The sequence below is a fragment of the Achromobacter pestifer genome (assembly GCF_013267355.1).
GTDB lineage: Bacteria > Pseudomonadota > Gammaproteobacteria > Burkholderiales > Burkholderiaceae_B > Achromobacter > Achromobacter pestifer_A.
In genome coordinates this window covers 4383364-4395694 of the sequence record NZ_CP053985.1, presented here as the reverse complement: position 1 = coordinate 4395694, position 12331 = coordinate 4383364, and the positions used below count along the sequence as shown (strand labels likewise).

Annotated in this window: 9 protein-coding genes; 6 read left to right on the top strand and 3 right to left on the bottom strand. The window is 66.1% G+C overall.

Annotated features, from left to right (window positions below):
* Nucleotides 1-40 precede the first annotated feature (40 nt).
* The 5 genes from FOC84_RS21025 (at nt 41) to FOC84_RS21005 (ending at nt 5833) form a co-directional block, all read left to right on the top strand.
* Nucleotides 41-1366 (top strand): ABC transporter substrate-binding protein, encoded by a 1326-nt coding sequence (locus FOC84_RS21025; protein ID WP_173146135.1) that lies wholly within the window; start codon nt 41-43, stop codon nt 1364-1366.
* A 90-nt stretch (nt 1367-1456) separates the two neighbouring features.
* On the top strand, nt 1457-3169 hold the full coding sequence (locus FOC84_RS21020; protein WP_173146134.1) for an ABC transporter permease: 1713 nt from the start codon (nt 1457-1459) through the stop codon (nt 3167-3169).
* Nucleotides 3166-4251: an ABC transporter ATP-binding protein gene (locus FOC84_RS21015; RefSeq protein WP_173146133.1), complete on the top strand. Its 1086-nt coding sequence runs from the start codon at nt 3166-3168 to the stop codon at nt 4249-4251. Before FOC84_RS21020 ends, FOC84_RS21015 begins: the two co-directional genes overlap by 4 nt.
* Nucleotides 4252-4261: 10 nt before the next feature.
* Nucleotides 4262-5170, top strand: a complete 909-nt coding sequence (locus tag FOC84_RS21010; RefSeq protein ID WP_173146132.1) for a LysR family transcriptional regulator — start codon at nt 4262-4264, stop codon at nt 5168-5170.
* Nucleotides 5171-5188: 18 nt separating this feature from the next.
* A complete protein-coding gene (locus FOC84_RS21005; protein ID WP_173146131.1) occupies nt 5189-5833 on the top strand; it encodes a histidine phosphatase family protein in 645 nt (214 codons plus the stop codon).
* A gap of 4 nt (nt 5834-5837) precedes the next feature.
* Here the strand turns inward: FOC84_RS21005 and FOC84_RS21000 are convergent, their stop codons facing one another.
* From FOC84_RS21000 to carA, 3 genes are all read right to left on the bottom strand, one after another.
* Complete coding sequence (locus FOC84_RS21000) at nt 5838-6602, bottom strand: SDR family oxidoreductase (RefSeq protein ID WP_173146130.1); 765 nt, start codon at nt 6600-6602, stop codon at nt 5838-5840.
* A gap of 89 nt (nt 6603-6691) precedes the next feature.
* Nucleotides 6692-9931 carry a carbamoyl-phosphate synthase large subunit gene (gene carB, locus FOC84_RS20995; RefSeq protein ID WP_173146129.1) on the bottom strand — a complete coding sequence of 1080 codons (3240 nt, stop codon included), beginning with the start codon at nt 9929-9931 and terminating at the stop codon, nt 6692-6694.
* A 10-nt stretch (nt 9932-9941) separates the two neighbouring features.
* Entirely contained in the window at nt 9942-11096 is a 1155-nt protein-coding gene (carA, locus tag FOC84_RS20990; RefSeq protein ID WP_173146128.1) for a glutamine-hydrolyzing carbamoyl-phosphate synthase small subunit, read from the bottom strand.
* A gap of 219 nt (nt 11097-11315) precedes the next feature.
* Between carA and tal the strand changes: the two genes are divergently transcribed.
* The gene (tal, locus tag FOC84_RS20985) at nt 11316-12269 is read left to right on the top strand and encodes a transaldolase (RefSeq protein WP_173146127.1); all 954 of its coding nucleotides are present in this window, start codon (nt 11316-11318) and stop codon (nt 12267-12269) included.
* Nucleotides 12270-12331: the final 62 nt, after the last annotated feature.

The window sequence follows — 12331 nt, the reverse complement described above, 5'->3', positions numbered from 1 at the left end:
GTACTGTCTCCGGACAAATCTAAAACCACGGAGACAAACCATGCATGCAATGCGCACAGCCCTTGCAGGTGCGGTGCTGGCCGTTTGCGCGGCCCCTGCCCTCGCAGGCACCGTCACGGTGATCACGTCATTCCCCAAGGACCTCACCCAGGCCTACAAGACGGCCTTCGAAAAAGCCAATCCCGGCATCACGCTGGAAGTCCTGAACAAGAACACGGTGTCGGGCATCGCCTATGTGCGCGAAACGCCCGCCGGCCAGCGCCCCGAGGTGTTCTGGGCCAGCGCGCCCGATGCCTTCGAAGTACTGGGCCGCGACAAGCTGCTGGCAAGCTCCGCCGACGTGGCCAACAAGCAGGTGCCGGACAAGATCGGCAACTACCCCATCAACGATCCGGGCGGCATGTACCTGGGCCAGGCCCTGGCCGGCTACGGCATCATCTACAACACCCGCTACATTGCGGCGCACAAGATCCCCGCGCCGGTGGAATGGAAGGACCTGCTGTCGCCGCAATGGTTCGGCCACGTCGGCATCACCTCGCCGTCGCGCTCGGGCACCATGCACCTGACCGTGGAAACCATCCTCCAGGGCGAAGGCTGGGACGAAGGCTGGAGCACGCTGCTGCGCATGTCGGGCAACAGCAGCGCCGTCACCGAGCGCTCGTTCGGCGTGCCGGACGGCGTGAACAATGGACAGTTCGGCGCGGGGCCGGTGATCGACTTCTTCGGCCTGTCCAGCAAGTATTCCAAGTTCCCGGTGGAGTTCGTCTACCCCTCCGAAACGGCCATCGTGCCGGCCAACATCGCGCTGATCCAGGGCGCGAAGAACACGGAGGAAGGCAAGAAGTTCATCGCCTTCACGCTCAGCCAGGCCGGGCAGGAGCTGCTGCTGGAACCCAAGATCTCGCGCCTGCCGGTGCTGCCCTACTCAATGCTGGCCGGGAAGATTCCGCAGGGCTACCCCGACCCCGCTGAAATCGCCAAGCGCAGCAAGGTGCAGTTCAATGCCGACCTGTCGCAGTCGCGCTACTACGTCGTGCAATCGCTGTATGACCAGACGGTCACGTTCCGCCTGAAGGAACTGCAGGCCGCCACCAAGGCCATCTACGACGCCGAAGCCAAGCTGGGCGACAAGGCCAAGAGCGGCCGCGCTGCCGAGCTGCTGGCGCAGGCCCGCAAGCTGACCTGGGCGCCGCTCATCGACGGCAAGAAGGCCGCCGACCCGGCCTTCCTGGCGATCTTCGCCGGCAACAAGAAGGACGCCGCCGTGAACCAGCAGATCACCCAGCTGGAAGGCGAATGGAACGGCCGTTCCAAGGCGAACTACGAAGAAGCCGTCAAGCTCGCCAAGCAGGCCGCGGCGCTCTAGGCCGCGGCACCCGCAGGACGCGCGCGGACCGGGCGGGCCCCTTCCCGTCCGCCGCCGCGGTTTCCCCTGGCAACGATTTCGGGAATCTCGATGAATTCTTCGGGCCACTCGCGCCTGCCCGTCGGCCCTTTGCTGACGGCGCTACTGGTGTTCGGTTTTCTGCTGCTGTTCCTGGCCGTGCCGGTGGGCACGGTGTTCTACACCGCCTTCGTGAACGCCGACGGCAGCTTCACCATGGGCCACTTCGGCGCCTTCTTCAACCAGCCGCTGATGAAGGAGGCCTTCTTCAACAGCCTGTACGTGGCGGGCTGGTCGGCCTTGCTGGCATCGCTCATCGCCGTGCCGCTGGCGTACTTCACGGTGCGTTTCGACTTCCGCGGCGCGCTGTTGATCCAGACGCTGGGCGTGCTGCCGCTGATCATGCCGCCCTTCGTCGGCGCGGTCGCGATGCAGCTGATCTTCGGCCGCTCGGGCAGCGTGAACTTGCTGCTCAACGACTGGTTCGGCTTCACCATCCCGTTCATGGAAGGTTTGAACGGTGTCATCTTTGTGGAATCGCTGCACTACTTCCCCTTCATCCTGATGAACCTGGTGGTGGCGCTGCGCAACATCGACGGCGCCATGGAGGAAGCGGCCTTCAACCTGGGTTCGCGGGGTTTTCGCCTGTTCCGCCGCGTGATCTTCCCGCTGGCGCTGCCCGGCTATGTGGCCGGCACATCGCTGGTGTTCGTCAAGGTCTTCGACGACCTGGGCACGCCGCTGGTCCTGGGCACCACCAACATGCTGGCGCCGCAAGCCTACCTGCGCATCACGCAGGTGGGCCTGGAGGATCCGCTGGGCTATGTGATCAGCGTCATCATGGTGGGGTTCTCGATCCTGGCGCTGTGGCTGTCTGCGCGCGTGCTCAAGGGCCGCGACTACTCTACCCTGCAGAAGGGCGGCAACTCCATCCAGAAGCGCAAGTTGCGCCCCATGGAAAGCGTGCTGGCCTATGGCTGGATCATCCTGGTGCTGCTGCTGGTGCTGTCGCCGCACATGGGCGTGCTGCTGCTGTCGCTGGCCAGCGTCTGGAGCTTCGCGCCGCTGCCCGACGGCTATACCCTGGCGCATTACGCCGCGGTGTTCTCCGAATCGCAGGGCATGATCGCCAACACCCTGCTCTATTGCGGCCTGGCCGCCGGCGTGGACGTGATCCTGGGCACCGCCATCGCCTACCTGATGCTGCGCACCCGGCTGCCGGCGCGGCAGTGGCTGGACTTCCTGGCTTCCGCGGCGCTGGCGATTCCCGGCATCGTGCTGGCCATCGGCTTTCTGCGCACCTTCCGCGGCATCGAGCTGCCCGGCACCGGCACGCTGCTGACCTCGTCGTGGATCATCATCATGATCGCGTACTCGGTGCGGCGGCTGCCTTATGCCTTGCGTTCCTGCGTGGCTTCGCTGCAGCAGATCAACATTTCGCTGGAAGAGGCCGCGCAATCGCTGGGCGCGACGCGCATGAGCACCATCCGCCGCGTGGTCGTGCCGCTGATGGCGGGCGGCATGCTGGCGGGCTTCGTGACCAGCTTCGTCACGGCGGCGGTGGAGCTGTCGGCCACCATCATGCTGGTGACCAAGGACAGCCAGGCGCCCATGAGCTACGGCATCTATCTGTACATGCAGAGCGCGGCGGGCCGGGGTCCCGGCGCCGCGCTCGGCGTCCTGGCGGTGGCCGCGGTGGCCATCGGCACGTATGTATCGCACCTGCTGGTGGAACGCGCCCAGGTGCGCCAGCGCCCGGCTCGCAATGAAGGGGAATCCGCATGAAGAAAGTCAGCGTCGAATGCCGCAACATCCGGCTGTCCTACGGCAAGACGGAAGTGCTCAAGGACGTCAACATCAGCATCGAGCCCGGCGAGTTCTTCGCGCTGCTCGGGCCGTCGGGCTCGGGCAAGTCCACGCTGCTGCGGCTGATCGCCGGCTTCAACCGGCACAGCGCCGGGCAGCTGCTGGTGGACGGCAAGGACATCAGCGGCACGCCGCCCTGGAACCGCAACATCGGCATGGTGTTCCAGAACTACGCCCTGTGGCCGCACATGACGGTGTGGGACAACGTGGCCTTCGGCCTGGTCGAGCGCAAGCTGCCGCGCGCCGAGATCCACGCCAAGGTGGAAGCCGCGCTGGAATTGGTTGGCCTGTCCCAGTACGGCAAGCGCCGCCCCAACCAGCTTTCCGGCGGCCAGCAGCAGCGCGTGGCGCTGGCCCGCACCATCGTGATCGAACCGCAGGTGCTGCTGCTGGACGAACCCCTGTCCAACCTGGACAAGAAGCTGCGCGTGCAGATGCGCCAGGACCTGCTCAGCCTGCAGCGCCGGCTCGGCATCACCACCATCTTCGTCACCCATGACCAGGAAGAGGCCATGACCACCGCCGACCGCATGGCGGTGCTGGACCACGGCGTGGTCCAGCAGATCGGCGCGCCCAGCACCTTGTTCGACTATCCGGTGAACCGTTTCGTCGCCAACTTCGTGGGCACGATGAACGTACTGGAAGGCAATGTGCGCGAACGCACCAGCGGCAGCGTGGTCCTGGCGGTGGAAGGCGTGGGCGACCTGCGGCTGCCTCTGACGGGCGAAGCGCCAGCCGCGTCGCGGCTGGCGGCCAGCTTCCGTCCGCATACGGTGCAGATCGAAATGGCGGACGGGCTGGGCGATGCGCGCTATGTCTGGCTGCCGGGCATCGTCGAAAGCAGCGAGTTCCTGGGCGAATTCACCCGTTATCAGGTGCAGATCGGCGAACAGCGGCTGACGGCGGACCAATCGCATCTGGCCGGGCTGTCCCCCTTCCCCGTCGGCGCTCCCGTTTCCATCGGCCTCGAACCTACCCAAGTGCGGCTCTTGGCAGCCTAAACTCGGGGCCATGGAAATCTATCAGATCCGCGCCTTCGTCACGGTCGCCCGGCTGGGCAACCTGACGAAGGCGGCCGAGGCGCTGTCGTTGACCCAGCCCGCCGTGACCGCGCAGATCAAGGCGCTGGAACAAAGCCTGGGCGTGGCGCTGTTCGACCGCAGCGGCGGCCGCCTGGCCCTGACCAAGGCGGGCGAGGTGCTGCTGCCCACCGCCGAGTCGCTGCTGGTGCTGGGCGCGCAATTCAAATCCGAAGCCCAGCAATTGCAGGGCAGCCTGCACGGCGCGGTCGAACTGGGCGTGCCCAGCGAAAAACCCGATTTCCTGCGCCTGGGCGAACTGGCTTCGGCCGTCACCCAGCGCCTGCCGCTGGTCGAACTGAAGACCCAGACGCTGCCCGCCGCCACCCTGGCTGAGCAGGTCAGCACGGGCCGCCTGCCGGCGGCGCTGATCATCGCCGCCAATCCGCCGCGCGGCGTGCTCTGGCAGCCGTTGCGCAGCGTGCGCTACCGCATCGCCATGCCCAAGGAGCACGCCGCCGTGCTCAAGCGCGGCGGCTGGCGCGAGGTGGCGCAATTGCCCTGGCTGGACGGCCCTTCCGGCAGCCACACCCACCTGCTGCTGCGCGACATGTTCGAACGCCACGGCCTGTCGCCGCGCATCGTGATGCAGAACGACGACCAGGCCAACCTGGATGCGCTGGTGCGCGCCGGCGCCGGCTGCGCCCTGCTGCGCGAGGAAGCCGCGCTGGCGGGCGCGGCCTCGAACGACTTCATCGTCTGGGGCCAGGCGCGCGTGGATGCCATGCTGGGATTCATCCTGCCCTACGAGCGCGCTAGCGAGCCCGCGCTGGTCGCGTTAAGCTCGATCATTCAAACCATCTGGAAACCGCGCGCACCCATCGCGCCCGCCCAGCTCTAAACCCGCATCAAGACCGCAATGACTGAAATCTGGTTCATCCGCCACGGCGAAACCGACTGGAACCGCCAACGGCGCCTGCAAGGCTGGCAAGACATCCCCCTGAACGAATTCGGCGTCAACCAGGCCAGCCTGCTGGCCGCGCGCATGCGCGAGGAAGCTCGCCACACGCCCATCCACGCCATCTACAGCAGCGATCTGCAGCGTGCCCATGCCACGGCCGTGCCGGTGTCCGAACAGCTCGGCCTGCGCGTGCGCGTGGAGCCCGGCATCCGCGAGCGCGGCTTTGGCATCTTGGAAGGCCTGGACCACGAACGCATCGACGTGCTGGCCCCCGAGGCCGCGGCCGCCTGGAAAAGTCGCGACCCACTGCGTCCGCTGGACGGCGGCGAAACGCTGGGGCAGTTCCAATCCCGCGTCATTTCCACCGTGGACGACATCGCCAGCCGCCACGACGACGAACGCATCCTGATGTTCACGCACGGCGGCGTGCTGGACATCATCTGGCGCCATGCCTCGGGCGTGCCGCTGAACGGACCGCGCGATGCCTCGCTGCTGAACGTCAGCATCAACCGCGTCGGCGTGCAGGGCCGCAAATGGCAGGTGCTGGACTGGGGCGACGTGGGCCACGTGAGCGACGAAGTCGGCAACGACGTCGTGCCCTGAGCGTTCAGCGCGCGCGGCGCGGCTTGCGCGGCGCGTTGCGCGCCAGCCTGTCGTAGACGGCGTTGGGCAACAGTCGCATCAGCTTGGCGACGATGCCCATCTGCCACGGAATCACCACATAGGACGTGCCCCGCCCGATCGCGCTGCGCGCGCGGCGGGCGAAGGCGTCCGCCTCCATCAGGAAAGGCATGGAATACGGGTTGTGGGCCGTCATTGCCGTCTTGATGTAGCCGGGCGCGATCGTCACCACATCCACGCCTTCGGCGGCCAGCTCCAGCCGCAGGCTTTCGCAGTAGGTGACCACCGCCGACTTGGACGCGCTGTAGGCGCCCGCGCCGGGCAGCCCCCGCACCCCAGCCACGCTGGCGATGCCCACCAGCCTGCCCGATCCTGCCGCCCGCATGGACGCGATGAAGGGTTCGAAGGTCGCCACGGTGGCCAGCAGATTGGTGTCGACAATAGCTTTGAAGACGTCGTAGTCCTCGCCATGCTCGGTCAAGGTGCCTGCGCTGATGCCGGCGCTGGCGATGACCACGTCCACCCGCCCCTGGCAGAACGCGATGAAATCCTGGGCGGCGGCATGCAGGGCCTGGCGGTCGCGCACGTCCACCGCGTAGCAGCGGTGCTCGCCGGGCAGGCTGTCTGCCAATTCCCGCAAGGCGTCCTCGCGTCGGCCCAGCAGGCCCAGGGTGGCGCCGGCGGCGGCGTACTGCTGCGCCAGGGCGCGTCCCAGGCCGCTGCTGGCGCCGGTGATGAAGACTCTTTCCATGTGTGCCTGATGCCTGTGGTGGCGTTGCGGAATCGCGTTGCAAAAAAATAGGGCACGCTCTCGCGTGCCCTATTGTGTCGCTTGCCGGCTTAGCCTTGCAAGGAAGCGTGCAGCTCCTGCAGCGGATAAACCTGCAGGCCCAGGCCTTGGCGCAGGTATTGCATGCCTTCGACCGCGGCGCGGGCGCCGGCAATGGTCGTGAAGAAGGTCACGCGGGCGGCCAGCGCCTGGGTGCGGATGGTGCGCGAGTCAGCAATGGCGTTGCGGCGCTCTTCGACGGTGTTGATGACCAGCGCGATCTCGCCGTTCTTCACCATGTCGACGATGTGCGGACGGCCTTCGTTGACCTTGTTCACCAACTGCACAGGGATGCCGGCGGCTTCGATCTCGGCCGCCGTGCCGCGCGTGGCGACCAGCTTGAAGCCGAGCGCGTGCAGGCCGCGCGCCACTTCCACCGCCAGGGGCTTGTCTTGGTTCTTGACGCTGATGAACACCGTGCCGGATTCCGGCAGGCGCACGCCCGCGGCCAATTGCGACTTCACGAAGGCTTCGCCGAAGCTGGTGCCCACGCCCATCACTTCGCCGGTCGACTTCATTTCCGGACCCAGGATGGTGTCCACGCCCGGGAACTTCACGAACGGGAACACGGCTTCCTTGACCGAGAAGTAAGGCGGCACGACTTCCTTGGTGATGCCTTGCGCGGCCAGGGTCTGGCCGGCCATGGCGCGCGCGGCGATCTTGGCCAGTTGCAGGCCCGTAGCCTTGGAGACGTAGGGCACCGTGCGCGAGGCGCGCGGGTTCACTTCCAGCACGTAGACGTCGCCGCCCTGGATCGCGAACTGCACGTTCATCAGGCCGCTGACATTCAATGCCTTGGCCATCATCGTGGTCTGGCGCTTGATTTCGGCGATGACTTCCGCCGACAGCGAGTACGGGGGCAGGCTGCAAGCCGAGTCGCCCGAGTGCACGCCGGCCTGCTCGATGTGTTCCATGACGCCGCCGATGAAGACGGTTTCGCCGTCGGCCAGGCAGTCCACGTCCACTTCGGTGGCGTTGTTCAGGAAGCGGTCCAGCAGCACGGGCGAGTCATTGCTGACCTTCACGGCCTCGCGCATGTAGCGCTCGAGGTCCTGCTGCTCGTGCACGATTTCCATGGCGCGGCCGCCCAGCACGTAGCTGGGGCGCACGACCAGGGGATAGCCGATTTCGGCCGCGTGGGCCAGGGCCTCGCCTTCGGTGCGCGCGGTGCGGTTGGGCGGTTGGCGCAGGCCGAGCTTGTTGAGCAGCTTCTGGAAGCGCTCGCGGTCTTCGGCCACGTCGATGGATTCCGGGCTGGTGCCGATGATGGGCACGCCGTTGGCTTCCAGGGCGCGCGCCAGCTTCAGCGGGGTCTGGCCGCCGTACTGGACGATCATGCCGACCGGATTTTCCTTGTGGACGATTTCCAGCACGTCTTCGAGCGTCAGCGGCTCGAAGTACAGGCGGTCCGAGGTGTCGTAGTCGGTGGACACGGTTTCCGGGTTGCAGTTGACCATGATGGTCTCGTACCCGTCGTCGCGCAGCGCCAGCGCAGCGTGCACGCAGCAATAATCGAATTCGATGCCCTGGCCGATGCGGTTCGGACCGCCGCCCAGCACCACGATCTTCTTGCGGTCGGTGGGCGCGGCCTCGCACTCTTCCTCGTAGGTCGAGTACATGTAGGCCGTGCGGGTGGCGAATTCGGCGGCGCAGGTGTCGACGCGCTTGTAGACCGGACGCACGTTCAGCTGGTGGCGCAGCTTGCGCACTTCGGATTCCGAGGAATCCAGCAGGAAGGCCAGGCGGCGGTCAGAGAAGCCGCGGCGCTTGAGTTCCCACAGCGTGGCGTAATCCAGGTCGGCCAGCGTCTTCTGTTCCAGCGCCAGTTCGATGTCGACGATTTCCTTGATCTGCGACAGGAACCACGGGTCGATGTGCGTGATGTTGTGCACTTCGTCCAGCGTGAAGCCCTGCGCGAAGGCGTCGCCCACGTACCAGATGCGTTCCGGACCGGGTTCGCCGAGTTCAACCTGCAGCTTTTCGCGGTCGGTGGTCTTCTGGTTCAGGCCGTCGACGCCGACTTCCAGGCCGCGCAGCGCCTTCTGGAACGATTCCTGGAAGGTGCGGCCAATGGCCATGACTTCACCCACGGACTTCATCTGGGTGGTCAGGCGCGCGTCGGCGGTGGGGAATTTCTCGAAGGCGAAACGCGGCACCTTGGTGACGACGTAGTCGATCGAGGGTTCGAACGAGGCGGGCGTGGCGCCGCCGGTGATTTCGTTCTTCAGTTCGTCCAGCGTGTAGCCCACGGCCAGGCGCGCAGCGACCTTGGCGATGGGGAAGCCGGTGGCCTTGGAGGCCAGCGCCGACGAACGCGACACGCGCGGGTTCATCTCGATGACGATCATGCGGCCGTCGCGCGGGTTGACCGCGAACTGCACGTTCGAGCCGCCCGTATCCACGCCGATCTCGCGCAATACCGCGATCGATGCGTTACGCATGATCTGGTATTCCTTGTCGGTCAGCGTCTGGGCCGGCGCCACGGTGATGGAGTCACCGGTGTGCACGCCCATCGGGTCCAGGTTTTCAATGGAGCAGACGATGATGCAGTTGTCCGCCTTGTCGCGGACCACTTCCATCTCGAATTCCTTCCAGCCCAGCAGCGACTCTTCGATCAGCAGTTCGCTGGTGGGCGAAGCTTCCAGGCCGCGGCGGCAGATGGTTTCGAATTCTTCGGCGTTGTAGGCAATGCCGCCGCCCGAACCGCCCATGGTGAAGCTGGGGCGGATCACGGCCGGGAAGCCGGAGGTGCCGACTTCGGCCGCGATGCGGCGCTGCACTTCCCAGGCTTCGTCCATGCTGTGGGCCACGCCCGACTTGGCCGATTCCAGGCCGATGTCGGTCATGGCCTGCTTGAACTTCTGGCGGTCCTCGGCCTTTTCGATGGCGTGCTCGTTGGCGCCGATCAGTTCCACGCTGTGCTTCTTCAGCACGCCGTGGTGGGCCAGGTCCAGCGCGCAGTTCAGCGCGGTCTGGCCGCCCATCGTGGGCAGCAGCGCATCGGGCTTTTCACGCTCGATGATCTTTTCGACGGCTTGCCAGGTGATGGGCTCGATGTAGGTGACGTCGGCCGTTTCCGGGTCCGTCATGATCGTGGCCGGGTTGCTGTTCACCAGGATGGTGCGGTAGCCCTCGGCCTTGAGCGCCTTGCACGCCTGTGCGCCGGAATAGTCGAATTCGCAGGCCTGCCCGATGATGATGGGGCCGGCGCCGATGATGAGTATGCTTTTTAGGTCTGTACGCTTGGGCATGATGCAATCTTTACTTTTGGCCGGACATCAGGGCGATGAACTTGTCGAACAGTTCAAGGATGTCGTGCGGACCCGGGCTGGCTTCGGGGTGACCCTGGAAGCAGAAGGCCGGGCGGTCGGTGAGCTCGAAGCCCTGCAGCGTGCCGTCGAACAGCGAGACATGCGTCACGCGCGCGGTGGCCGGCAGGCTGGCCGCGTCGACCGCGAAGCCATGGTTCTGGCTGGTAATGAACACGCGCTTGGACTGGAGGTCCTGCACGGGGTGGTTGGCGCCGTGGTGGCCGGTCTTCATCTTGAGCGTCTTGCCGCCCACCGCCAGGCCCATGATCTGGTGGCCCAGGCAGATGCCGAACACCGGCAGCTTCTTGTCCAGGAAGGCGCGGGTAGCCTCGATGGCGTAGTCGCAGGGCTCGGGGTCGCCGGGGCCGTTGGACAGGAACACGCCGTCGGGGTTGAGCTTGAAGACTTCCTCGGCGCTGGTCTGGGCCGGCACCACCGTCAGGCGGCAGCCGCGGTCAGCCAGCAGGCGCAGGATGTTGGTCTTGATGCCGAAGTCGTAGGCCACGACGTGGAACTTGGACTGGTCGGGCTTGGAGAAGCCCTCGCCCAATTGCCAGGTGCCTTCGGTCCATTCGGCGCGATCCTTGATCGACACCACCTTGGCCAGGTCCTGGCCGGCCATGCCGGCAAAGCCGCGGGCCAGCTCGACGGCGCGCTCGGCGTCGGTGCCGACGAAGATGCAGGCGCCCTGGGCGCCCTTTTCACGCAGGATGCGGGTGAGCTTGCGGGTGTCGATGCCGGAAATGGCGACGACGCCTTGCTCGGAGAGGTACTCAGGCAACGATTGCGTGGAACGGAAGTTCGACACGCGGGCGGGACAGTCGCGGACCACCAGGCCGGCGGCAAAGACGCGCTTGGCTTCCACGTCCTCGGCGTTGACGCCGGTATTGCCGATGTGCGGATAGGTCAGCGTGACGATCTGGCCGCTATAGCTGGGATCGGTGAGAATTTCCTGGTACCCGGTCATCGCGGTGTTGAACACCACTTCGGCAACGGTATGCCCAGACGCACCGATCGACACGCCTCGAAAAATGGTACCGTCCGCCAGAGCCAGAATTGCAGGAGGGAAGCGGTTGATCCCCTCGGGAAAGAGTTGCGGCAGCACAGTAAACCCCGGTTTTAGAATCGATAATCAAACCTTCGGATTATACCTTGAGCGGCCGCTTTTCCCGGCGAACCGCGCCAAATAAGGCCGGAAACGGGGTTTTGGCCTGTTTTTCCGCGTCCCGCCGCCCCCCTCCCTCGTCCGGCCGACGGCGGCCTGGCGGCCTCGGTGATACGCTAGGGCACCTTCAACCCTAGCCAGCTGCGAGCCGTACCGTCCATGTCCAGCCAACTTGACGCCCTGCGCAATCACACCACCGTCGTCGCCGACACGGGGGATTTCGAAGCCATGAAGGCGCTGCGTCCCACCGACGCCACCACCAATCCGTCCCTTATTCTCAAGGCCGTCCAGCAGGACGCCTACCGCCCCCTGCTGGAAAAGACCGCGCGCGAACACCGCGGCGCGCCCACCGCCGAGCTCATGGACCGCCTGCTGGTCGCCTTCGGCCGCGCCATCCTGGACATCGTTCCGGGCCGCGTATCGACCGAAGTCGACGCCCGCCTGTCGTTCGACACCCGCGCCACCATCGAGCGCGCCCGCAGCCTGATCGCCCTGTACGAAGCTGCCGGCGTGCCGCGCGAGCGCGTGCTGATCAAGATCGCCTCGACCTGGGAAGGCATCCAGGCCGCCCGCGCGCTGCAATCGGAAGGCGTGCGCTGCAACCTGACCCTGCTGTTCTCGCTGCCGCAGGCCGTGGCCTGCGCCGACGCGCACGTGCAGCTGATTTCCCCCTTCGTCGGCCGCATCTACGACTGGCACAAGAAGTCCGCCGGCGCCAACTGGGTCGAAGCCGACAACGCCGGCGCGCGCGACCCGGGCGTGCTGTCCGTCACGCGGATCTACCAGTACTACAAGCACTTCGGCCTGCCCACCGAGATCATGGGCGCGAGCTTCCGCAACGTGGGCCAGATCCTGGCGCTGTCGGGCTGCGACCTGCTGACCATCAGCCCGGAACTGCTGACCAAGCTGGCCAGCACCGAGGGCGACGCGCCCGCGCAATTGCGCGCCGACGACATTCCCGCCGGCATCGCGCGCATCGGCGCGGACGAAGTCACGTTCCGCACGCTGCTCAACGAAGATGCGATGGCCAGTGAAAAGCTGTCGGAAGGCATCCGCCTGTTCGTGGCGGACGCGGTCAAGCTGGATGCGTTGATCGAGGCGCAACGCGCCTGAGCGGGATTTTCCGCCACGATATCGGCAAACATGCGCGCGGCCCCGACGGGCCGCGCGTACGC